Origin of the sequence: Synechococcus sp. MIT S9451, from assembly GCF_047304725.1 — a bacterium.
GTDB lineage: Bacteria > Cyanobacteriota > Cyanobacteriia > PCC-6307 > Cyanobiaceae > Synechococcus_C.
The window spans coordinates 2455372-2476299 of the sequence record NZ_CP138971.1 but is presented as its reverse complement, the minus strand read 5'-3'; the positions used below and the strand labels follow the sequence as shown (position 1 = coordinate 2476299).

Below are 20928 nucleotides of genomic sequence, written 5' to 3'. Positions count from 1 at the left end.
CGGTCTTGGTTTAGGCCACCAGAGCCAGTTCGAATTCAGCTCGGTCGCTGCTCTCGCTGCGTTCAAACACCTTGCAGAACACTTTGACCACCCGGTCACCAGAGTCCACTTGCTCGAGGGGGTCTTTGCGCAGGCGGTGGCGGAGGCAGCAGGAGGCGACACGGGCGACGTCCTCTTCGCTGACCTCGGTGCGCCCTTCAAATGCAGCCAGGGCACGAGCGGCGCGGTTGGTGACGATGTCACCCCGCAAACCATCAACGTCGAGCTCACCGCACACGGCTGAGATCCGCAGCCGTAGGTCGTCATCGATGCGCACCTGATCCAGGCGTTGCTGAGCTTCCACAACCCTTTGTTGCAGGGCCTTTTGGTTCGACTCCACGCTGGTACTGAAGCCGTCAGGGTCGGAGTCGAAGGCAGTGCGCTGATCCACCACTTGCACGCGTAGTTCGGGCTCGCGCACGGTGCGAACTTCCACGCTCATCCCGAAGCGGTCCAGCAATTGGGGCCGTAGCTCGCCTTCTTCCGGGTTGCCGGATCCGATCAAGACAAAGCGGGCTGGGTGCCTGACGGACACGCCTTCACGTTCAACGGTATTCCAGCCAGAAGCGGCAGAGTCCAGTAGGACGTCCACGAGGTGATCGTCCAGCAGATTGACCTCGTCGACGTAGAGCAGGCCGCGATTGGCCTTGGCCAGTAGCCCAGGCTCGAAGGCGCGCACGCCTTCGCTCAGAGCTTTCTCAATATCAATCGTGCCGCAGAGCCGGTCTTCTGTGGCACCGAGTGGGAGGTCGACCATGGGCACCTGGCGTTGTTCGGTGCCAAGGCTTTCGCCGCGATCCAAGCGCTCACGCACCTCGCTGCTCTGGAGGTCGGGATCGGAGGGGGAGCTGTTGTACGGGTCGCCTGCCACGACCTCGATCCCTGGCAGCAGATCAGCCAGGGCTCGGATTGTGGTTGATTTCCCGGTGCCTCGGTCACCCATGATCATCACTCCGCCGATGCGGGGATCAATCACATTCAGTAGAAGGGCCAGCTTCATCTCCTCCTGGCCGATGACGGCGGTGAAGGGGAAAACCCTGCGCTTCCGGGGTGCACTCACGGGCTGACACTCACAGTTGCTGTGGATTGTTTCACAGGCAGGACGGATAACACCTGCGGTGGTGTGGCATCGGCTGGATAAATGAGGCGAACCTGCACCCGACGGCTGGCGCCTGGGGCCAGGGTGACGCGGCCTAACACTGGACCTTCCATGCCCTGGTGCAGAACAAGATGATGCAGCCGTCGTCCGCTGGGGCGGCCTTCACTCCCGTCTAAACCCCTCACTTCGACGGGCCCACGGAACATCACTGAACTCTTTGCCGGACTCTGAAAGCGCAAACTGTCAGATCTGCTGCCGCTCTTGATCGGAGATTCGAGGGCGATGGCGACGCTGCGCGTCTCTCGACCTGGGTTGTGCAGTGGTAGACGGATGTCGTACTCGACTCCGTAGTTGCCATGGGCAGCCCAGGCGGTGCCGGGGCTGAAGGCCTGCAGCTCCGCGGTCTGTACCTGGCCGGTGCCCAGCTCCCCTCGCTCCAGGCTGCTGATTGGCCAAGAGATTGGCGCCTGAGGTAGCGACAGAGTGCTAGTGCCGGGGTCGGTGATGGTGGCGGCCCAGCGACTGCCCACCTGGATGCCGCTGACGCGCGAATAAATCATTTTGCCTCGGCTGCCTCGTGGCGTGGGCATGTGTTCCTTTGGGCTGAGGCGTCCTGAGCGCAGCAGCTCCTGCCAACGGGTCAGCGTTGGTGCATCGTCGTTGTTGCCCTGGGCGGCCAAAGTTGCCAGATAGACCGGCCCTGAGCTGCGCAGTCGCAGTTGCAGATTGCGGCCATTGAGCAAGGGGTCAAGGCCGGCCACCGGAATGGGGAGCACCATCAGGCTGCTGGGAGCTCCAGGCTCCAGCGTCCAGACCTTTGGGAGTTCAGGCGCGCTGGACCCTCGCAACAGGTCACCGGCGACGCGGCTACCTGGTCCTGCTGCGATCGGCTCGCTGGTCTCGCTCATCAGTGCAGGCAGAGGCAGGAAGGGGGCCGCTGTTTGGCCGGGGGCGGTGGCCTGGGAGAGCGAGGTGCTTCCACCCACCAACTCCAGAGTCACCGGACCATCACCCACAGGCTGGGCCAGCACTGCCAGCCAGAGGGTGGAGTCGAGTTGTTCAGGGGTGCCTGCGTAGACGTGATGGCTGAACAGATCGAAGCGGCCGTCGAGAGGCTGATTCAGCCCAGGCTTGTCGGGAAAGGTGGAGAGCAGGATCCCGTCGTCGGTGATCAGTTCCGGGTTGTTGTCGTTCACCACCATCACTTGATCGAGTCCACCTGGGAGGGCCAGCACCTTCTGCTGCCTCTGAATGGTTCGCACCTCAGGTGTTGGCTCGAGATTGTCGGTCGCGCCTGCAGCTATGACTCCTGTTTCGACACAGCACAAGCCGAGGGCGGCCAGGGTGAGAGCCATCGTTCCCCGAGCTGTTCGGCGGCGATCAGTGGTCATGCGAGTGCTGCCATTCGCCACTGTTCTAGGGAGATGGTGCAGCAGTGGCAGGTTGGGCCGGTGCGCGAAGGGGCACTGGCTTTGGTTTGAGCACCGGGGCCATCGCTGCCGCCATGCTGCGGATCAGTTCGGTGGAACGGGGGTCGTTGAAGGGGCCCTGCACCATGAATGCTGCAACGGCTCGGCTGCCATCGGGTAGTTCGATCAAGCCCGCATCGGCGTAGGCGATGCCGATATCGCCTGTTTTGTTGTAAACCCTGTAGCCCTTGATCATCAGGCTGGCATCGGGGCGGCCCTGTTCGCCGCCTAGTCCTTTGAGCAGACCACCTGGGAGCAAACGATTGGTCACCGAGGTTCCCATCACCTCCCTGAACAGGTCTCGGCTGCGGGTGCTGAGGGCTTTTCCTGTGTCCACGAGGGCGATCGCACGGGCCAGGTCTCGGGCGCTGGAGGTGTTGGTGCCCTGGAGATCAGGCAGCCAGTTGTTCACCTCAGTAGCGCTCAGGCCCAGGGCATTGAAACGGGTATTCACGACCTCTTTGCCACCCGCCCGTTCGATCAACAGGTTGGTGGCGGTGTTGTCGCTGATCCGGATCATCTCAGTGGCCACTTCATGGGTGGGGAAGCGCGTTCCAAGAGGTTTGGTGGCCATCCAACCGGCGCCACCTCCCACAACCTGTTTGGTGAGTGTGAGCGGTTCGTTCCAGCGCAGGCTGCCGCTGTCGAGCAGCTCAAGGGTGGTGAGCAGGATGGGTGTCTTGATCGAGCTGGCAGCAGGCAATGCCGTGTCGGGATTGAGCTCGGCGTAGCGCCCGTCATCGAGCACGAGCATGAAGGCACTGACCTTGAGGTCGTTCTGTTGCGCTGCCAGCTGACGCCAGCGACCGCTCAGGGTGGTGACTTCCTTTTTGGTCTCGAACCGCCCGAGCTGAGCACCCCAGGCTTGCGTCGGATGCTGTTGGTTCTTCACTGCGCTCGGCGTGAGCTTGGTGGTGATGCCTTCGCCTTCGGGCAGCGTCAACCAGTCGGGCAGGTTGATCTGGCCATGTTCGATTTGGGGCGCCAGCATCTTTAGAGCGGAGCCAGTGATCACCCCGAGGCCGATGCCCATCAGCATCAACCGCAGCATGAGCCGCACCGGCTTGCCCCACCCAGGTTGGTTGCGCTTGGAACGACTGCTGCTCACCCGAGATTGATGGAGGGCTGCCAGAGGTTAGGGGCGGTGTTGCCGAACCGCCCAGCGGAGTTGGCGCACCATGCCGCGCAGTAGGGCCACTTCATCGGCTCGGATCAGGCCGCGCAGCAGCAACCCTCTCAGTTTGGCCATGCGGGCTCGTGCCGTGTGCTCGAGCAGAAAGCCCACCTCCAGCAGCAGCTCCTGGGCATCGTCCAGGCAGGCTTCCAACTGCTTAGGGCTAGACGGTTCAATCGGCTCGGCAGGGATTGGCGCAGGATTGGCCATGGCTGCCGCCTCCGCTTCCATCGTCTGCTTCGCCGCTGCAACGCGCAGACGGGTGATCTCGTGGAGCACGACTGCCACGGCGTGAGAGAGGTTGAGCGATGGATAGTCGCCACTGCTGTGGAGCGTGATCACCCGCTGGCTGAGCAGTAGCTCGGCATTGGTGAGGCCATGGTCTTCCCGACCGAATACCAGAGCCAGTGGTTGTTTGGATCCTGTCTTGATCGCCCATGGCAGCACGGCGTCTGGAGGGCCGAGAGGAATGGTGCCGTGATCCAGTCGGCCTGCTGTGGCGACCACTCGGCTGCAGTCGCCCACAGCCTCTAGCAATGTGGAATAGACGCGGGCTGCCTCCAGCACAGGCCGGCCATGCACCGCCATCCGTCGTGCATCGGCATCGTTCGGGTCGCATCGCGGTGCCACGAGGCGCAGATCATCAACGTCGAAATTGGCGCAGAGTCGGGCCACGCTGCCCACATTCAGAGGACCGGCCGGTTCCACCAGCACCACGCACAGTGATCCCTTCAAGCTCATTCAGGGGCCGTGAAGGATTTGAGATGGGCCAGTAGGTCGGCCATGTCTTGCGGTTCGATCTCGAAGCGGGGCATCGGCGGTGTCTGACCACTGACCACCTGCTGGATGATTTGGGGATCGTTCAGGCGTGATTCCACCCCTTTGAGGCTGGGCCCCACCAACCCCTGGCCGGCAATGCCATGGCAACCGGCGCAGTTGATGCGAAAGAGCAGGCCACCATGCTCGGCATCACCTGAGAGCGAGCGAGTCGCAATCACATAGGGATCACGGCCGGCACTGCGCATCACCCAGAGCAGCAGCACGATGCATGTCAGCGCCGCCAGCGTGACCAGCCCAGCAATTAAGCCCCGGCGTCGCGGCGGCGTTGCTGCAGCAGTTGATGACGGGGCTGTCACGATCGCGTCCAAGCCATGAAACAATTGTGGGCAAGTTTTCCATTGAGCGCGACATGATCGAACCCCTGCTCTGCGGCATCGTTCTGGGTCTGATCCCCGTCACCTTGTTGGGTCTGTTCGTTGCGGCTTGGAATCAGTATCGCCGGGGCAGTGCTCTAGGGGGCTGAGAAACAGCACAGAACTGTTGCCGTAATGGCGTTGATCCACTTCCCGCCACCCATTCGGAGTGGCGGGTTTTTTTGTCTTGGTGTGTTCGCAGAGCACAACGGCGTCTTGTCGCAACCACTGCCCGCTGATCAGAGCGTCCAGTCCTGCGCCATAGAGCCCTGAGCTGTAGGGCGGATCGAAGTACACCAGATCAAAGCCAGGATCGTCGGCTGGGCGTCCTCGCTTCAGCCAGGTGACCAGGTCGCGCTGCACAACCACGACCTGCACAGGGTCGGGTTGGCCGGAGGCGGTGGCGATCAAATTGCTGCGGCAGATGGCTGCAGAGGCTCCATGGGCCTCGATGGCAACCACCCGTTGCGCCCCGCGTTGAAGTGCTTCACAGCCCATCACACCGCTGCCACTGCAGAGGTCTAACCAGTGGGAACCGTCGAGACGCGGGCCCAGGATATTGATCACCGCCTCACGCACTCGGGCTGTGGTTGGGCGAGTCTCTCCTCCCTTTGGACTGCGCAGTTTCCGTCCGCCGGTGAGCCGAAGCTGACCCTGGCCGCCGCTGCTCACTGGGGAAGAGGTGCGCCCTGATCCAGCCAGCGCAACCACCGCTTCAGCAGCCGCTGGCCGGCTTCACCGGATTTTTCTGGGTGGAACTGGCAGGCTCCAAGTCGTCTCTCCCAGACGATGGCGGTGGCCTTGCCCGAGCCAAATGGGGCCGTCGCGGCCAATGCGGCGGTGTTGGCGGGATGGGCGGCGTAGGAATGCACGAAATACATCCACTCCTGATCGTCTTGGACGCCTAGTAACGGCGAGGGCTGGCATGACTGGAGCCGTGCCCAGCCCATATGCGGGATCCGTTCGCCTTGGTCAGCAGGCAGGCGCTCCACCCGTCCAGGCAGCATGCCAAGCCCACCTCGGCTTCCCTCATCACTCGCGTCGAACAGCAGCTGCAGACCCAGACAGATGCCGAGCAGCGGCCGCTGATCGTCGTGCCATTGGCGCAGGTCTGGCACCAGCCCCGTGGCCTCAAGTCGTTCCATCGCTGGGTCGAAGGATCCAACCCCAGGCAAGATCAGGGCGCTGCAACCGTTGAGGTCTGTCGCCTGATGCACAGCTTTCAGTGACACGCCAAAACGGCGAAAGGCAACCTGCACCGAGTGCAGATTGCCCATCCCGTAATCAATCAGACCGATCGTCAAGTTGACGAGTGCAATCAGAGGTACTTGGAGATCGTGCCAGAGAGGGTGGCCTTGGGAACGGCTCCAACCACCGTGTCAACTTTCTGGCCGCCTTTGAACACCATCAAGGTTGGAATGCTGCGGATGCCGTACTGGCTTGCAACGTTTGGGTTTTCGTCGGTATTCAGCTTGAAGACCTTGATCTTGCCCTCGAACTCCTTGGAAATCTCATCAACGATCGGGGCGACCATGCGGCAGGGGCCACACCAGGGTGCCCAGAAGTCCACGAGCACAGGCACGTCGCTTTGGAGCACGTCCTGCTCGAAGGAGGCGTCTGTAACAGCAGCTGCGCTGGACATTCTCTTGACCTTGGTATGTGCGGAAATTTAGCAATGGTTTTAAGGAAAACCCGGGTTTCACGCCCCTTTAGGGAGGAACTGTGATCAACCCCTGAAGACAAAAAGCCCGAACGCGTCGGGCCGGAGGGTGTGAGGAGTGTGTGGGCCGGAGCCCGCACGCCTGAAGATTAACGCTTGTCTCAGGCGTCTCAACCATCTTCGTTGCTTTGCAGTGGTCGGGGTTCTTACTTGCCCATGCCCAGCTGTTGGGCTTTTTGATAAACCTTGCCTTCCGTGAGGAGCGACGGGGCGACGACCACTTCGACTTGCTGCATCTCTTTGATGGTTCGGGCACCGAGGGTGCCCATGGATGTTTTCAGGCAGCCGAGAAGGTTGTGGGTGCCGTCGTCGAGCTTGGCGGGGCCACGCAAGATCCGTTCGAGACTGCCGGTGCTGCCAACATTGATGCGGGTGCCGCGGGGAAGCACGGGGCTGGGTGTGGCCATCCCCCAGTGGAAGCCGCGACCAGGAGCTTCTTCGGCGCGGGCGATCGGGGAGCCGATCATCACGGCGTCAGCACCGCAGGCTAGGCACTTGCAAATATCACCACCGGTCACGATTCCACCATCGGCAACGATCGGCACGTAGCGGCCACTTTCACGTTCGTAGTCGTTTCGAGCTTCGGCACAGTCCGCAACGGCTGTGGCCTGAGGGATGCCAACGCCAAGCACACCGCGAGAGGTACAGGCTGCCCCTGGGCCAATGCCCACCATCACGCCTGCGGCTCCGGCGCGCATCAGCTGCAGGGCAACGTCATAGGTGACACAGTTGCCGATCACGACGGGGACACCCATGTCACGGCATAGGGCCTCGAGATCGAGGGTCTCCTGGCCTTCCGGGCCGATGTGATTCGTGGAGACGACAGTTGCTTGCACGAAAAACAGATCAGCACCTGCTTCGGCGATGGCCTTGCCGAAGCGCAGGGCGGCCACGGGAGTTCCGCTCACCGCGGCGATGCCACCCTGAGCCTTGATCTGTTGAATCCGCTTGCGGATTAGGTCTTCCTGCACTGGCTGGCTGTAGATCTCCTGCATCAGTGGGACGAATGCGTCCTTGGCCACCGCGGCGATCTTGTCGAGTACCGCGTTGGGGTCCTCGTAGCGGGTCTGGACGCCCTCAAGATTCAGCACACCCAGGGCGCCGAGTTGAGAGAGCTTCACGGCCATGTCCACATCGACGACGCCGTCCATTGCACTGGCAATGATCGGAATCTCACGTTGAATTCCGCCCAGGCTCCAATGGGTGTTAGTCACCTCCGGGTCAACGGTGCGGCCGCCTGGCACCAGGGCTATCTCGTCGATGCCATAGGCCCGACGGACAACTTTGGAACGACCAAGCTGAATGTTCACCGCAAGCGAATGAAAGATCTGGTCAAGCTACCAAGCGGCCTTGGCTTGATTGGCCGCTTGGCTTGATCGAGATCTTGCCAGGGAGATGCTTCAGTTTTTGCTGCCGGTGAAGGAGTTCCAGCGTTCGCGCAGGCTCTGGAGCACGTCGCGGCGTTCGTCGCTTCTGACCAGTCGTGTCACGGAGAATTGGATCATCCAGCAAATTCCCACCAGCTCGAACAGGCGGGGGGCCAGGGGGATGGTGTCAATCGCGCTGAGGAGTCCGGAATAGACCTTGATCAGAAGGACAACGGCCACCAGGATGGCCACAATCCGCAGCGGCTGGCGCAGGTGATTGAGCTGCTCGCCGAGATCGTTGCCTTCCCACCAGGACGTCAGCTTGGCGGTGAGCAGTTTCCATTCGCCACCGGTGCTGGCGTCGTCATCACTGCCACTGCCGGCAGGGATGGAAATCCGTTCGGCGATTACGGCGTCGTCGCTCGGTGTTGGTGCTGGTGGCGTGGTCGGAACTGAGGGAGGGGGAGTTGTCCCCGCGGTGGTTGACGTCTCAGCCGAATCCTTCTGGCTCGGGGAGGTTGGTGGCTGTGCGCTTGTGGAGGCGTTGGAACTGAAGGGATCAGGAGTTGTTTGCATCCCTGTTCCTGCCGAGAACGAGGGCGTGGACGGTGTTGAAGGGGAGGGTTTGGTTTGTGGATTGGTCGCGTCGTTGGCTGCTGCGGCATCGCTCCCTGCGCCATCGCTTGCTGAGGCCTCGGAGCTTGTGTCGGCAGCAGAAGTGGTGTCTCCGGAGGGAGAAGAAGGGGTGCTCGAAGAGGAGGTTGAGATATTGATTTCAGAGCTCATCGCGGGTCTCACGCGTTGTAGGCAGGCAATTTAAGGGCGGTCGACGAAAATTGTCTTCCCTCAGCATTGATTGGTATTGATCGCAATAACTGGTGAGTAGCGCTCTGCCGCGATAAAGTTGTTGGGTCTTTTAGGTCTTGTATGGCGGATCCAGTGGGGCCCGGCAACGGTGGTCCTGGCGAGTCCGACGACCGGATCATCCAGACGGATCTGCGCAACGAGATGTCGCGTTCCTATCTGGAATACGCGATGAGCGTGATCGTTGGGCGTGCTCTGCCCGACGCCCGCGATGGTCTCAAGCCCGTGCATCGCCGCATTCTCTATGCGATGTACGAACTGGGGCTCACCAGCGATCGGCCTTATCGGAAATGTGCCCGTGTGGTGGGCGAGGTGCTCGGTAAATATCACCCCCATGGCGATACCGCCGTCTATGACGCCCTGGTGAGGATGGCCCAGGACTTCTCCATGTCGATGCCGTTGATCGACGGCCACGGCAACTTTGGTTCGGTTGATAACGACCCGCCTGCGGCGATGCGGTACACCGAATCGCGTCTGCGGGCTCTCACCACCGACAGCCTTCTCGAAGATATCGAGGCTGAGACCGTTGATTTCGCTGACAACTTCGATGGGTCTCAACAGGAGCCCACGGTGCTGCCTGCACGGATCCCCCAGCTGCTTCTGAATGGATCGGCGGGGATTGCCGTCGGCATGGCGACCAATATCCCTCCCCACAACCTCACTGAGCTGATTGATGGCCTTCTCGCTCTGATCGAGGACTCTGAAATCGATGACAGCGCCTTGATGCGCATCATCCCTGGCCCCGACTTCCCCACTGGAGGCCAGATTCTCGGCCGCACCGGCATCCGTGAGACCTATCTCAGTGGCCGCGGCTCGGTGACGATGCGAGGCGTGGCTGAAATCGAGACCATCGAAGCCCCCGGCCGGCCAGACCGCGATGCCGTGATCATCACGGAGCTTCCCTATCAGACCAACAAGGCGGCTCTGATCGAGCGCATCGCCGAAATGGTCAACGACAAGAAGCTGGAGGGCATTTCCGATATTCGCGACGAAAGTGATCGCGACGGCATGCGCATCGTGGTGGAGCTGCGCCGCGACGCTTATCCGCAGGTTGTGCTCAACAACCTGTTCAAGCTCACACCGCTGCAGAGCAATTTCAGCGCCCATATGTTGGCGCTGGTGAACGGTGAACCGATCCTGCTCACCCTGCGCAAAATGCTGCAGGTGTTTCTCGACTTCCGCGTCGAGACGATCGAGCGACGGACTCGCTACTTGCTGCGGAAAGCAGAGGAACGTGACCACATCCTCCTCGGTTTGTTGCTGGCACTCGACCAGCTCGATCCGATCATTGCCCTGATCCGGGCAGCGTCCGACACGGCCACGGCCCGTCAGCAGCTGCAGGAACGTCATGGCCTCACCGATGTGCAGGCGGACGCGATTCTGCAAATGCAACTGCGTCGCCTCACAGCTCTGGAAGCCGACAAGATCCGGCTTGAGCATGAAGATCTTGTGACCAAGATCGCTGATTACAAAGACATTCTTGGTCGCCGCGAGAGGGTTTTCGGGATCATTCAGGACGAGCTCAGGCAGCTGCGTGAGCGCCACCAAGTGGAGCGCCGCACTGAAATTCTCGATGTGGCCGGTGGCTTGGACGACATCGATCTGATCGCTAACGAGCGCTCAGTGGTGCTTGTGACGGAAACGGGCTACCTCAAACGGATGCCGGTGAGCGAGTTCGAGGCCACCAGCCGAGGCACGCGGGGCAGAGCCGGAACCCGCAGTCAGGGTGAAGAGGCGGTGAAGCTATTCATCAGCTGCAACGACCACGACACTCTGCTGCTCTTCAGTGACCGGGGTGTGTCGTATGCCCTGCCGGCCTATCGCGTGCCTCAGTGCAGCCGCACCGCCAAGGGCACTCCCGTGGTGCAGTTGCTGCCGATCCCGAGAGAAGAAGCGATCACCTCGCTATTGGCCGTGTCGGAGTTCAACGACGACACCGATCTGCTGATGCTCACCCAGGGGGGCTTTATCAAGCGCACCCGCCTGTCGGCTTTCAGCAACATCCGTTCCAATGGATTGATTGCCATTGGCCTGGAGGAAGGGGATGCCCTCACCTGGGTGCGACTTGCGGTGCCCGGAGACAGCGTTTTGATCGGCTCTCAGGCCGGGATGACCATCCACTTCCGCCTCAGCGATGAGGAGTTGCGGCCGCTGGGCCGCACGGCACGGGGGGTGCGCTCCATGAATCTGCGCGACGGAGATGCGCTGGTCAGCATGGATGTGCTGCCTGTTGAGCTTGCCGATCAGGTGGCTGAGAGTCATGAGGATGGCGCAGATGAGGACGAGGGATCCACTGCTTCGGATGGCCCCTGGGTGCTGGTGGCCTCGGCCGGTGGTCTTGGTAAGCGGGTGCCAGTGACGCAGTTCCGACTCCAGAAACGGGCCGGTATGGGCCTTCGCGGTATGAAATTCCGCAAGGAAGGTGATGCGCTGGTCGCCCTGCGGGTGCTAGGTGCCGGAGAAGAGCTGCTGCTGGTGAGTGAAAAAGGTGTGATCGTGCGAACCAGTGCGGATGCCATTCCCCAGCAGTCCCGAGCTGCCACTGGAGTGCGACTCCAGAAGCTGGATAAAGGTGATCATCTGCTCAAGGTGGTGCTGGTCCCACCGGAGGCGGAATCCGATGCTGATGAGTCCAGCGATGAGACTTCCGACCGTCCTGATGGGGCTGAGGCAGATGCAGTCGATGCTGAAGCAAGCCAGGCAGATGCAAGCCGTGCAGATGCGGCCAAGGCCGAGCCCCCTGAACCTTCCTCTGATCAGGACAGCTGACCTTGGCTGAAGGCCCGGATGTTCTGGTGCTGGGCGGTGGACCCGCCGCCCTTTGCATCGCCTCTGAATTGGTGCTTCGTGGAGTGCACGTCGAGGGGATCAGCCCTGAGTCAGTGCAGGAACCATGGCCAAACACCTACGGCATCTGGGCGAATGAACTCAAGCAGCTGGGGTTGGAACACCTGCTTGAGCATCGCTGGAGTGACACCGTCAGCTTTTTTGGCATGGGCGGTTCGCCGGATCAGGATCAGCCCATGGCTCATGGCATCGATTACGGCCTCTTTGATCGAGCCTGCTTGCAACAGCATTGGCTCACGCGTTGCGGAGCGATGCGCTGGCATCAAGACACGGCCGAGCGGGTGGAGGCCGGGCATCAGTGCACCACAGTGACGTGCGGATCCGGCCAGATCTTGCAGGCTCGATTGGTGATCGATGCCACCGGGTCGCGCACGCCACACATCAAACGGCCGGATCATGGCCCGGTGGCGGGGCAAGCCGCCTACGGCCTGGTTGGGCGCTTCTCGAAGGATCCGACCCCTTCGGGGCGGTTTGTGCTGATGGATTACCGCTGCGATCACCTCAGCGCTGAACAACGCACACAACCGCCGACCTTTCTCTACGCGATGGATCTGGGTGACGGTGTGTTTTTTGTGGAGGAAACCTCCTTGGCCCTTGCACCGGCCGTTCCCTTCGACGTGTTGAAACTGAGGCTTCAGCAGCGCCTGGATCAGTGCGGTGTTCAGATCAAGGAGGTGCTGCACGAGGAGTTGTGCCTGTTCCCGATGAACCTCCCGTTGCCAGATCTGCTTCAGCCAGTGCTCGCATTCGGAGGGGCGGCAAGCATGGTGCACCCCGCTTCCGGGTACATGGTGGGCTCGTTGCTGCGCCGTGCCCCCGCTCTGGCCCAGGCTGTGGCCGATGCGCTGACAGAGCATCCCGGGCTGGGTTCGGCGTCTTTGGCGCGTCGAGGATGGCAAGCACTTTGGCCCCTGCAATTGGTGTTGCGCCATCGCCTCTATCAGTTCGGGCTAGGCCGTTTGATGGGCTTCAACGAAGTGTTGCTGCGCCGTCATTTCGCCACCTTTTTCTCACTGCCACGAGACGAGTGGTTTGGCTTTTTGACCAATACCCTGCCGCTACCGCGGCTGATGGTAGTGATGTTGCGCCTGTTCGCGCTCTCCCCTTGGCAGCTGCGAAGGGGTTTGGTGCTGGGGGCAGATCCAAGCCAGCGTCCGAGCTGGGGAGCAGCGGATTCAATGGCTCCTCGGCAGAACTAAGCGGTTCCCCGCATCGAGCTCAGGCATTCGCAGGAAGCTGCCGCCAATCCGCCGGTTGGATCAATGGGAAGAGGGCGTCTTCTGCTTCCACCTCCTCCAGCCAGTGTTCGGGAAGCTCCTGGCGTCTCTCGATTGCCGCCATCAGTTGCCAGAAGCGATACAGATGGCGTTCCACGCGCTCCCTTGCCAGGTCGGTGGTGGTGCCCGAGCGCAGGATGAAACTCCAGTCAGATGACTGGGCTAGCAGGAGTTCCCGGCCTGCTTGGTGGAGCAGGCGCAGGTCGGCTTCGCTGCCAACGCCTCGGCTGCTGCGCTCCACCATTGCCTGGCCGGCTTTGCTCCACTCGGGCACGATCCAGGCGTTGGTGTCGTTCAGCCAGTAGTCGTGAAAGCCTCCACGCCCCCAGCTGGAGGGGCATGGATCGCAGATCTGCAGGTTGGGAGTGTCGCTGAGGGTCGCTCGCAAGCTGGTGAAGCCCACACCTTCTGATGGACCTTGCCGAAACAGTTCACGCAGGAAATTGGGCCCTTCAAACCACCAGTGGCCGAACAGTTCTGCGTCAAATGGGGCCACCAGCAACGGTGGAATCCCCATGCCGGTTTCTAGCCTTTCCAGTTGATGGCGCCGACCTTGTAGGAAGTGGCGGGCATGTTGCTGGGTTTTGGCTAGGGCTTCTTGAGGTTGATAGGGCTGTTTGGCATCAAGCGGAGCATTTTGGTCGCTGACCCGATGCAGCTTCAGGCCCAAGGGCCGCTGCCCCGGCAGGCCATGGGCAGCAATCCTTTCCGGCGGTAGGTCCCAGCCGAGATCGCGATGGAACTCCCGATAAGCAGGGTCACCGGGGTAGCCGTCTCTGGCCGACCACACCGGCAGGGTGGCGTCGCTGTCACGCCCGAAGAAGGCCACACCCTGGCGGCTGCAGATCGGTGCATAAACGCCATAGCGAGGTCGGGGTTTGGCATGCAGGAGCCCATGGCCGTCGAGCACGGCGTAACGCAGCCCGGCATCGCGCATCCAACGATCGAGCCCTTCGTAGTACGCGCATTCCGGAAGCCAGATGCCCAGAGGACGCTCCCCGATCAGGCGGTGGTGTTCGCGAACTGCTGTACGCAGCTGGGCGCGTACAGCTTCCGGATGCTCCCGCAATAGCGGTAGATAGCCGTGGGTAGCGCCGCAGGTCAGTAGGTCCAGCACCCCCTGCTGCTGCAGAGCGGCGAAGCGCGCGATCAGATCTCCACTGCAGTCCTGCCAGCGTCCTCGGTGACGGGTGATGGTGGCTTCCAGATGCTCAGCGGCTTCTCGACGATCGGCTGGAGCCTCCTTGAGCAGGCCAAGACGGGCATCAATCCAGGCGGGGAAGCGCTGTCGCAGCGTGGCGTCCGCCAGCAGCGACAGCAGGGTGGGAGACACCCCCATGGTCAGTTGCGGATGCTGGAGCGGATCAGCTGCCGCAGCCTCAAGCGTTTCCAGCAGCGGTAAGTAACACTCGATCAGAGCCTGAAAGAACCAGTCCTCTTCCAGGGAGTTGGGCTCGGAACCCCGCACATAGGGGAGATGGGCGTGGAGAACTAGAGCCAGTGCTCCGTGAGCCACGTTCCAGTCCCAGTAATCGAATGAATGTACCGGTAATTGCTGCAGTCTCTGCGGGATTTGACACGTCCACTCGCCTAGACTGAGCTAACTCATAGTCATTCCGACTAGCACTGCTCTCGAGGCTGTTGCCATGGCCAAGGATCCCGGCCGCGTTCTGATCTTCGACACCACCCTTAGGGATGGTGAGCAATCGCCTGGTGCCAGCCTCAACCTTGAGGAGAAGCTTGCGATCGCTCAGCAGTTGGCACGCCTTGGCGTGGATGTGATCGAGGCTGGGTTTCCCTTTGCTAGCCCAGGAGATTTCGCTGCTGTGCAGCGCATCGCCCAGCAGGTGGGTGGTGAACAGGGGCCGATCATCTGCGGCTTAGCCCGTGCCTCCCGTGGCGATATCAAGGCCTGTGCAGAGGCGGTGGCGCCCGCACCGAAGCGGCGGATTCATACCTTTATCGCCACCAGTGATATCCACCTCGAGCACAAGCTGCGCAAAAGCCGCAAGGAGGTCTTGGCGATCGTGCCTGAGATGGTGGCCTACGCCCGCTCCTTAGTTGAGGATGTGGAGTTCTCTTGTGAAGACGCTGGCCGCAGTGATCCGGAGTTCCTCTATGAGGTGATCGAAGCGGCGATTGCTGCCGGGGCGAGCACGATCAATATTCCCGACACCGTGGGCTACACCACCCCTTCCGAATTCGGTGCCTTGATTGCCGGTATCGATCAACAGGTTCCCAACATTGATGAGGCTGTGCTGTCCGTGCATGGCCATAACGACCTTGGTCTGGCGGTGGCCAACTTCCTTGAAGCGGTGCGCTATGGCGCTCGACAGTTGGAATGCACGATCAATGGAATCGGCGAGAGAGCTGGCAACGCCGCCCTGGAGGAGCTCGTGATGGCGCTGCATGTGCGTCGTCGCTTCTACAACCCCTTTTTCGGACGTCCTGAGGATTCACCGACACCACTGACAGCGGTGCGCACCGAAGAGATCACGAAGACCTCCCGGCTGGTGTCGAACCTCACCGGCATGGTTGTGCAACCCAACAAGGCGATTGTGGGAGCGAATGCCTTTGCTCATGAGTCGGGCATTCACCAAGATGGTGTGCTCAAGAACAGGCTCACCTACGAGATCGTTGACGCCCGCACGGTCGGACTCACCGACAACCGTATTTCCCTTGGCAAACTCAGCGGCCGCAGTGCTGTGCGTGCTCGCCTGGAGGAGCTCGGTTATGACCTCAGTCGCGAGGATCTGGATGAAGCCTTCTCACGCTTCAAAGATCTGGCCGATCGCAAGCGAGAGATCACCGATCGTGATCTTGAGGCGATCGTCAGTGAGCAAGTGCAGCAGCCTGAGGCCCGCTACCAGCTCAAGCTGGTGCAGGTGAGCTGCGGCAGCAGCCTTCAGCCCACCGCCACGGTCACCCTTGCGAATGAGGACGGCCAGGAGCAAACCTCCGCTGCAATCGGCACCGGTCCGGTGGATGCGGTGTGTCGTGCCCTTAATGCTCTGGCGGGCGAACCGAATGAACTGGTTGAGTTCTCGGTGAAGTCGGTCACCGAAGGCATTGATGCCATGGGAGAGGTGACCATCCGCTTGCGTCGCGAGGGGCAGCTGTTTTCTGGACACTCCGCCGATACCGATGTGGTGGTCGCGGCTGCCCAGGCGTTTGTGAATGCCCTCAATCGCCTCGTGGCCGGCAGCCTTCATCAACCGATCCATCCCCAGCGGGATGCTGCTGAAGTGGCGTCACGTCCCAGTCTGTGAGGCGTCATGGCCACCTCAGCAAAGACTCGCGCCGGAGCCCTGTTGCAGCTACTGCTGCTGATCCTGTTGGCCCTGGTGGTGCTCGTTCCCTTGCTCTGGTTAGTGAGCACCTCCCTGAAGGGACCAGCCGAAGACATCTTCAGTTCACCACCGGCACTGTTGCCGGCCCAACCCAGCCTCGCGGCCTATGGCCGCCTATTCCGGGATAACCCCCTCGGCCTCTATCTGCTCAACAGCACGATCGTGAGTGTGCTGGCCGTCGTCGCCAACTTGCTGTTCTGTTCCCTCGCGGCTTATCCACTGGCGCGGATGCGTTTCGCTGGTCGGGGATTTGTGCTGGCCCTCGTTGTGGCCACGATCCTGATCCCCTTCCAGGTGGTGATGATTCCGCTCTACCTGTTGATGGTGCAACTGGGCTTGAGGAACACCCTGATGGCACTGGTGATCCCCCAGGCTGCCACTGCCTTCGGTCTCTACTTGTTGCGTCAGAGCTTTCTGGCGGTGCCAGTCGAGCTTGAGGAGGCGGCCCGAATCGATGGCTGCAGCAAGCTTGGCGAATGGTGGAACGTGATGATCCCAGCCGCCCGTGCCGATCTGATCACCCTGGGCATGTTCGTGTTCATCGGCACCTGGAGCGATTTTCTGTGGCCGCTGGTGATCCTTGATGACCCTGGGTTGTACACCCTTCCACTTGGTCTCCAACAGCTGGCCAGCAGTTTCTCCCTGGATTGGCGCATCGTCGCCGCTGGTTCTGTGGTTTCGATCCTGCCGGTGCTGATCTTGTTTGTCTTGCTCCAGCGTTTCATTCTGCCTAGCGCGAGCAGCGACGCGGTCAAAGGTTGATCAGCGGCTTGGTTCAAGTCTGAAGGACTGGAAGGGATCAAAGTCCTCTGCAGGTCTGGCTTGCTGGCGCAGCGATTGGTTCCGTTCGATCCGTTCAGCCTGCTGTTGAGCCATCCGGCCGATGCGATCGTCCAAGTCCCGCTGATTGGCTTGGAGCTGCTGGAGCTGTTGCTCCAGCAGCTGGCTGCTCACTGCGGGGTTCTCCTCCAGACGTTGCTCCAGATCGGCGATCCGTTGTTGGATCCGGTTGATGGTGGTGGTGTGCTGTCCGAGGGCCTGCCAGAGCACCATGAACAGCACCGCGAGCATGCTCATCCCCGCAATCGGGATCAGCATCCAGACCATTTGTCTCCCTTGCATCTGCGCCGATTGCGCCTCTTGAGACAGTGCTAGCAGTCCTGACGTCAGGATGGGTTTGCGGTTGGAATGTGTTGATGGCTTTGAACGATCTGGATCAGTTGCTGGCGTTGCGCAGTGAGGACCCTTCGCTTGCCGAGCGGATGGCAGGCCCCCTCGATCTCGAGGCCTTGATTGCGCTGGCGGCCGAGCACGGACTCACCGTTACAGAAGCCGATGTTTTCGCTGCCCAGCAACGGGAGAATTCAGATCGGTCCTCCGCTCAGCTTCAGCAGGAGGCTGCCCAGGAGTCCCGGCGTCTCCGCCATTTCATTCAGGGTTAGCGAGGGCTGGTGTTGCAGGACACCGCATGCTCAGGCCCTTTTGCGGAATCTTGGGGAGGACGATTCCTTCGCTTTGACGTGGATTCCAGCAATCGGTCCATTGAGCGCATCGGCTCTGAAGGCTCTCGAGCTGTCTGTGACCATGCAGACCTTCTGCTGCTGCGTTGTGACGACAGCCAGGATCTGATCGATCAGGATCATTTCCTGGCCTGGGATGAACTGTTGGGCTTGCGCTGAGCTCCCAGCATTGAGCTGTCAGCGCAGCATCACCACGTCTGGGGTCACCCCAAGAATCTGGCCGATCCAGAGCGCATGGGTGACAGCTCCTTCATGGGTGTGAAACGCCCAGGCATTGTCTGGGGAACTGACGTTCTCAATGTGTTCATCGTGGGCGTTCACCCTCAGGTAGGTCCCAGCGCGGGGGCAGCGGAGCACGAAGCGCTCGATCGAGAAGTCCGTCATCTTCATCAACGATCTCGTTGAGACTCAATATTTCGATAGCGATGGCGGCCCCTTTGAAGGCCCCGATCCTTTGTTTTCTTGCGGTTTTCATCAACGGTTTGTGACAGCTCTGTTGACGCTGGCCTATCCCTCTTCGCTTGATTGCTCCTTTGGCATCGGGGAGCTACGGAGCCAATGCAGTCCTTTCGGCGCAGTGAACAGGCTCTGATGACCGCCGTCGCGAAACCAAGTCTGGTCTTGGGGTTGAAGTGCCGGCAGGGCAAGGTCCCATTGCTGCTCGAAGTAGGTGGCCGCTTCCTGCTCAGGGGCTGGGTCGGGCTGTTCCCAGTGCACCAGCGCGAGTTTGACGGGGTGGATCGACAGCACAGCCAGTCGCTCGCCTTCGTCTGGGGCCGGCACGATTCGTTCCTCGATCGATTCTTGGCTCACGAACAGGCGAAGGCTGCCGTTGCAGTCGCGTCCGTCCAGTGGGTATTTGCACAAGTACAGCGCCCTTGCCTTCTTAAACAGGGGTGAAGGCGCTCGCTGCATCAGGGATTCGTAAGCCTGCTGGAGCCTTGCGTTCGGCATCGGAGCGTGATGTTTGAACTTTCCGGCCTCGCAGTGGCGCCAACACCGACACCGAGGCGAGACTGGTGACAGTTTGCAGTCTGGACCAGTGGGAGAGCGTTGCCGGCCGCAGTACCGACTCGTTGCTCTTGATGGCAGTCCGCATCCGGTTCTTGATGCCCCGTACGACTCCATGGAGGCGGCTGAGGCTGCTGCTCAGCGATGGTGCACTGGTCAGGGTCGCGCCTTTGCGATGGGGCAGAGCGGGATTGGCGTCGAAGTTCAGACCAGTTGTGGGGAGTGGCGCACCGTTGGCTATCCGCTCAGTTGCCTGCGCTCTCGCTAGACCGGGGTGAGGTGATCTTCTGCTGTGATGTGGGTCAGTGTGGACCTCTGTGTTGTGCCTCTCGGTGTCGGGGTCTCCTTGGCGCCTTATGTCGCCGCCTGCCAGCGGGTGATTGAGCAAGCGGGGCTCGACCACGAGCTAGGTCCGAATGGAACTGCGATTGAAGGTGAGTGGGACGCGGTTTTTGCTTGCGTGAGGGACTGTCATGACGCCGTGCACGCTTTGGGTGCTCCTCGCGTTTACACCACCTTGAAGGTCAATACCCGCACGGATCGGCAGCAGAGCTTTCGCGACAAGGTCGCCAGTGTCCAGGCGTCGACGGGCGACGGTGCCTGAGGGCTGAAAACCGGAGAACTTCTGTGCAAAACAACAACGCTTGGGAAGTCCTGAGTCCAATGAGACCAGGGATGCGATTGGCTTGTTTTGCGGATGCGTGCTCTGGGCTGTGCTCTTCTGTTCGGCTTGGCGATCGGTGCAGGTTCCGGTCTGTCGGCCCGGGCTGAAACCTGGGACAGGATTGGTCGTTTTGCTGCGACGCTCCGTAAAGCGGGTACGTCCACGCTGGTGGCCAGAGATTGTCCGAACACCTTGCTCGGTGCTTTCCATTCCCAACGCAATGCCCTGCTGATCTGTGCCAATAACCTGCCCAACGATCCCGCGGAGATCTGGGAGGTCTTGGCCCATGAGGCGGCTCATGTGATGCAGCATTGCCGCGGTGGCCCGCTGCTGGTGGAGGGTCAGATGGACGATGCGATTGCCCGGGTGCGCTCCCGTTCCCCGCGTCTGTTTAAGGAGCTGAGTCTCTATCACAGCAGTCAGCACCGTGACGAGGTCGAAGCTCGGCTGGTGCAGACGCTGCCCCCCGATCAGGTGGAAGCCTTGTTTCAGAGGTTCTGCGCGATGCGACTGACTGGAACGAGCTCGGAATCGTGATTGTTCGGGAGGTGAGTGCCATGGATGAGCAGCAGCCGATCACGCCACTCACCGGCCCAGTGTTCGATGACGAGGGCCGACTCACGTACATGGGGGTGGATGGACGCCGTTATGTCGTGGTCGATGGCGTCGATTTTGATGAGCAGGATGCCGCCAAGGTGATGAAGGTCCTGCAGTTGGCAGGCGGCGTGTTTGAAGAGATCGAGCAGCATTGCCACCATTGGTTGCAAATGGTGGAGGACTCGCCCCTGAGCGAGGAAGAGGCCTTGTCGTTGTTGCTGGCCACTCTTGAAACCGTGTTGGAACGAAAGCACGATGACCAGCAGGACCCTGGACAAGGGAGCTGAGGGTGCGCCCGTACGGTGTGACTGTTAACGCAATCGGCCGGCGATGAATTCCAGCGTGCGGGGCTATTGGCTGATGACCTGGCTGGGGTTGGTGGGCAATGTGATCGCCTTGCCGCTGATCGGTTGGATCGCTTTTCAGGCCCCCACGCTGCGGGTAACCCATATCAGCCTCGCCTTTGGCCTTGCTTGGCCGGCTGCGGTTGTTGGCATCGTGGCCTGTGGCGGCCTGCTGGCAGAACGGCGTTGGGGGGGGATTGTGGCGATCGTGGCCTTGTCGATGGCTTTGGCTGCTTCCTTGCCTTACGGCATCGTGCGCTTCGCCCTGCTTCCTCTGGAGCAGTCCCTGAACCTCGGCCTTGTGTCCATGCTTCTGGCTCTGGTGAACTTGTTGGCGCTTCTCTATTGGTGCCAACCTGCGCTTCGCCGCGGTGGTCCGCTCTGAATGCAGGC

At 61.1% G+C, this 20928-nt stretch carries 25 protein-coding genes and 1 pseudogene; 12 read left to right on the top strand and 14 right to left on the bottom strand.

Going from position 1 to position 20928, the window contains the following annotated elements:
- Positions 1–10: 10 nt before the first annotated feature.
- From bchI to SIB72_RS12855, 5 genes are read right to left on the bottom strand one after another with little or no spacing between them, the layout of a single operon-like run.
- Positions 11–1099: a magnesium chelatase ATPase subunit I gene (bchI, locus tag SIB72_RS12875; protein ID WP_115119805.1), complete on the bottom strand. Its 1089-nt coding sequence runs from the start codon at positions 1097–1099 to the stop codon at positions 11–13.
- Positions 1096–2529, bottom strand: a complete 1434-nt coding sequence (locus SIB72_RS12870; protein WP_413744110.1) for a DUF3370 domain-containing protein — start codon at positions 2527–2529, stop codon at positions 1096–1098. Before SIB72_RS12870 ends, bchI begins: the two co-directional genes overlap by 4 nt.
- 25 nt (positions 2530–2554) lie before the next feature.
- Entirely contained in the window at positions 2555–3715 is a 1161-nt protein-coding gene (locus SIB72_RS12865; protein ID WP_413744109.1) for a serine hydrolase, read from the bottom strand.
- A 27-nt stretch (positions 3716–3742) separates the two neighbouring features.
- Positions 3743–4522, bottom strand: a complete 780-nt coding sequence (locus tag SIB72_RS12860) for an RNA methyltransferase (protein WP_413744108.1) — start codon at positions 4520–4522, stop codon at positions 3743–3745.
- Positions 4519–4917: a c-type cytochrome gene (locus SIB72_RS12855; protein ID WP_413744107.1), complete on the bottom strand. Its 399-nt coding sequence runs from the start codon at positions 4915–4917 to the stop codon at positions 4519–4521. The genes SIB72_RS12860 and SIB72_RS12855 overlap by 4 nt, the downstream gene beginning before the upstream one ends.
- Positions 4918–4970: 53 nt before the next feature.
- On the opposite strand from SIB72_RS12855, the gene petG reads away from it, so the two are divergent.
- Positions 4971–5084, top strand: a complete 114-nt coding sequence (gene petG / locus SIB72_RS12850) for a cytochrome b6-f complex subunit V (protein WP_006041770.1) — start codon at positions 4971–4973, stop codon at positions 5082–5084.
- 10 nt (positions 5085–5094) lie between these two features.
- On the opposite strand, the pseudogene rsmD reads toward petG, so the two are convergent.
- The 5 genes and pseudogenes from rsmD to SIB72_RS12825 form a co-directional block, all read right to left on the bottom strand.
- A pseudogene (gene rsmD, locus SIB72_RS12845) lies at positions 5095–5646 on the bottom strand (16S rRNA (guanine(966)-N(2))-methyltransferase RsmD); the annotation flags it as partial.
- On the bottom strand, positions 5643–6251 hold the full coding sequence (hisH, locus tag SIB72_RS12840; protein ID WP_413745132.1) for an imidazole glycerol phosphate synthase subunit HisH: 609 nt from the start codon (positions 6249–6251) through the stop codon (positions 5643–5645). The gene hisH and the pseudogene rsmD, both read right to left, overlap by 4 nt.
- 41 nt (positions 6252–6292) lie before the next feature.
- Positions 6293–6616 (bottom strand): thioredoxin, encoded by a 324-nt coding sequence (gene trxA / locus SIB72_RS12835; protein WP_007098263.1) that lies wholly within the window; start codon positions 6614–6616, stop codon positions 6293–6295.
- Between the two features lie 224 nt (positions 6617–6840).
- Positions 6841–8004: a GuaB3 family IMP dehydrogenase-related protein gene (locus SIB72_RS12830; protein WP_413744106.1), complete on the bottom strand. Its 1164-nt coding sequence runs from the start codon at positions 8002–8004 to the stop codon at positions 6841–6843.
- Between the two features lie 90 nt (positions 8005–8094).
- Positions 8095–8847 (bottom strand): CAAD domain-containing protein, encoded by a 753-nt coding sequence (locus SIB72_RS12825; protein WP_413744105.1) that lies wholly within the window; start codon positions 8845–8847, stop codon positions 8095–8097.
- Between the two features lie 141 nt (positions 8848–8988).
- Here SIB72_RS12825 and gyrA point away from each other — a divergent pair, with 141 nt between their 5' ends.
- Together gyrA and crtL are read left to right on the top strand one after the other, a co-directional pair.
- Positions 8989–11694: a DNA gyrase subunit A gene (gyrA, locus tag SIB72_RS12820; RefSeq protein ID WP_413744104.1), complete on the top strand. Its 2706-nt coding sequence runs from the start codon at positions 8989–8991 to the stop codon at positions 11692–11694.
- A 2-nt stretch (positions 11695–11696) separates the two neighbouring features.
- Positions 11697–12971, top strand: coding sequence for a lycopene beta cyclase (gene crtL / locus SIB72_RS12815; protein ID WP_413744103.1), 1275 nt, complete (start codon positions 11697–11699; stop codon positions 12969–12971).
- Positions 12972–12990: 19 nt separating this feature from the next.
- Here crtL and SIB72_RS12810 read toward each other — a convergent pair whose 3' ends face one another.
- The gene (locus tag SIB72_RS12810; RefSeq protein WP_413744102.1) at positions 12991–14565 is read right to left on the bottom strand and encodes a glycoside hydrolase family 57 protein; all 1575 of its coding nucleotides are present in this window, start codon (positions 14563–14565) and stop codon (positions 12991–12993) included.
- 130 nt (positions 14566–14695) lie between these two features.
- Here SIB72_RS12810 and SIB72_RS12805 point away from each other — a divergent pair, with 130 nt between their 5' ends.
- Together SIB72_RS12805 and SIB72_RS12800 are read left to right on the top strand one after the other, a co-directional pair.
- A complete protein-coding gene (locus tag SIB72_RS12805; RefSeq protein WP_115119827.1) occupies positions 14696–16318 on the top strand; it encodes a 2-isopropylmalate synthase in 1623 nt (540 codons plus the stop codon).
- 6 nt (positions 16319–16324) lie between these two features.
- Positions 16325–17161: a carbohydrate ABC transporter permease gene (locus SIB72_RS12800; RefSeq protein ID WP_115019876.1), complete on the top strand. Its 837-nt coding sequence runs from the start codon at positions 16325–16327 to the stop codon at positions 17159–17161.
- Here SIB72_RS12800 and SIB72_RS12795 read toward each other — a convergent pair whose 3' ends face one another.
- Positions 17162–17476 carry a hypothetical protein gene (locus tag SIB72_RS12795; protein WP_413744101.1) on the bottom strand — a complete coding sequence of 105 codons (315 nt, stop codon included), beginning with the start codon at positions 17474–17476 and terminating at the stop codon, positions 17162–17164.
- Positions 17477–17595: 119 nt separating this feature from the next.
- On the opposite strand from SIB72_RS12795, the gene SIB72_RS12790 reads away from it, so the two are divergent.
- Together SIB72_RS12790 and SIB72_RS12785 are read left to right on the top strand one after the other, a co-directional pair.
- A complete protein-coding gene (locus SIB72_RS12790) occupies positions 17596–17841 on the top strand; it encodes a Nif11-like leader peptide family natural product precursor (protein ID WP_115119831.1) in 246 nt (81 codons plus the stop codon).
- 78 nt (positions 17842–17919) lie between these two features.
- The gene (locus SIB72_RS12785; protein ID WP_170953840.1) at positions 17920–18078 is read left to right on the top strand and encodes a hypothetical protein; all 159 of its coding nucleotides are present in this window, start codon (positions 17920–17922) and stop codon (positions 18076–18078) included.
- An 18-nt stretch (positions 18079–18096) separates the two neighbouring features.
- Here SIB72_RS12785 and SIB72_RS12780 read toward each other — a convergent pair whose 3' ends face one another.
- Both SIB72_RS12780 and SIB72_RS12775 read right to left on the bottom strand, forming a co-directional pair.
- Complete coding sequence (locus SIB72_RS12780) at positions 18097–18309, bottom strand: hypothetical protein (RefSeq protein ID WP_115119833.1); 213 nt, start codon at positions 18307–18309, stop codon at positions 18097–18099.
- Between the two features lie 117 nt (positions 18310–18426).
- Complete coding sequence (locus SIB72_RS12775) at positions 18427–18873, bottom strand: hypothetical protein (protein ID WP_413744100.1); 447 nt, start codon at positions 18871–18873, stop codon at positions 18427–18429.
- Positions 18874–18961: 88 nt separating this feature from the next.
- On the opposite strand from SIB72_RS12775, the gene SIB72_RS12770 reads away from it, so the two are divergent.
- The 5 genes from SIB72_RS12770 to SIB72_RS12750 all read left to right on the top strand — a co-directional run bounded on the left by SIB72_RS12770 (position 18962) and on the right by SIB72_RS12750 (position 20920).
- Positions 18962–19198 (top strand): hypothetical protein, encoded by a 237-nt coding sequence (locus SIB72_RS12770; RefSeq protein ID WP_115019882.1) that lies wholly within the window; start codon positions 18962–18964, stop codon positions 19196–19198.
- 27 nt (positions 19199–19225) lie between these two features.
- Positions 19226–19534: an MTH1187 family thiamine-binding protein gene (locus tag SIB72_RS12765; protein WP_115119837.1), complete on the top strand. Its 309-nt coding sequence runs from the start codon at positions 19226–19228 to the stop codon at positions 19532–19534.
- A gap of 93 nt (positions 19535–19627) precedes the next feature.
- Positions 19628–20131, top strand: a complete 504-nt coding sequence (locus tag SIB72_RS12760; protein WP_115119839.1) for a hypothetical protein — start codon at positions 19628–19630, stop codon at positions 20129–20131.
- Positions 20128–20478 carry a hypothetical protein gene (locus tag SIB72_RS12755; protein WP_413744099.1) on the top strand — a complete coding sequence of 117 codons (351 nt, stop codon included), beginning with the start codon at positions 20128–20130 and terminating at the stop codon, positions 20476–20478. Before SIB72_RS12760 ends, SIB72_RS12755 begins: the two co-directional genes overlap by 4 nt.
- A 43-nt stretch (positions 20479–20521) precedes the next feature.
- A complete protein-coding gene (locus tag SIB72_RS12750) occupies positions 20522–20920 on the top strand; it encodes a hypothetical protein (protein ID WP_115119841.1) in 399 nt (132 codons plus the stop codon).
- The last annotated feature ends 8 nt before the right edge of the window (positions 20921–20928 follow it).

Bases quoted from the DNA above. Each gene is read 5' to 3' on its own strand.
- SIB72_RS12780 (WP_115119833.1), bottom strand. From the start codon at position 18,309: ATGAAGATGACGGACTTCTCGATCGAGCGCTTCGTGCTCCGCTGCCCC.
- hisH (WP_413745132.1), bottom strand. From the start codon at position 6,251: ATGGGCAATCTGCACTCGGTGCAGGTTGCCTTTCGCCGTTTTGGCGTG.
- SIB72_RS12750 (WP_115119841.1), top strand. From the start codon at position 20,522: ATGAATTCCAGCGTGCGGGGCTATTGGCTGATGACCTGGCTGGGGTTG.
- SIB72_RS12800 (WP_115019876.1), top strand. From the start codon at position 16,325: ATGGCCACCTCAGCAAAGACTCGCGCCGGAGCCCTGTTGCAGCTACTG.
- SIB72_RS12870 (WP_413744110.1), bottom strand. From the start codon at position 2,529: ATGACCACTGATCGCCGCCGAACAGCTCGGGGAACGATGGCTCTCACC.
- petG (WP_006041770.1), top strand. From the start codon at position 4,971: ATGATCGAACCCCTGCTCTGCGGCATCGTTCTGGGTCTGATCCCCGTC.
- SIB72_RS12790 (WP_115119831.1), top strand. From the start codon at position 17,596: ATGGCTTTGAACGATCTGGATCAGTTGCTGGCGTTGCGCAGTGAGGAC.
- SIB72_RS12805 (WP_115119827.1), top strand. From the start codon at position 14,696: ATGGCCAAGGATCCCGGCCGCGTTCTGATCTTCGACACCACCCTTAGG.
- gyrA (WP_413744104.1), top strand. From the start codon at position 8,989: ATGGCGGATCCAGTGGGGCCCGGCAACGGTGGTCCTGGCGAGTCCGAC.
- SIB72_RS12765 (WP_115119837.1), top strand. From the start codon at position 19,226: ATGTGGGTCAGTGTGGACCTCTGTGTTGTGCCTCTCGGTGTCGGGGTC.
- SIB72_RS12860 (WP_413744108.1), bottom strand. From the start codon at position 4,522: ATGAGCTTGAAGGGATCACTGTGCGTGGTGCTGGTGGAACCGGCCGGT.
- SIB72_RS12825 (WP_413744105.1), bottom strand. From the start codon at position 8,847: ATGAGCTCTGAAATCAATATCTCAACCTCCTCTTCGAGCACCCCTTCT.
- trxA (WP_007098263.1), bottom strand. From the start codon at position 6,616: ATGTCCAGCGCAGCTGCTGTTACAGACGCCTCCTTCGAGCAGGACGTG.
- SIB72_RS12795 (WP_413744101.1), bottom strand. From the start codon at position 17,476: ATGAGCATGCTCGCGGTGCTGTTCATGGTGCTCTGGCAGGCCCTCGGA.
- SIB72_RS12760 (WP_115119839.1), top strand. From the start codon at position 19,628: ATGCGTGCTCTGGGCTGTGCTCTTCTGTTCGGCTTGGCGATCGGTGCA.
- SIB72_RS12775 (WP_413744100.1), bottom strand. From the start codon at position 18,873: ATGCCGAACGCAAGGCTCCAGCAGGCTTACGAATCCCTGATGCAGCGA.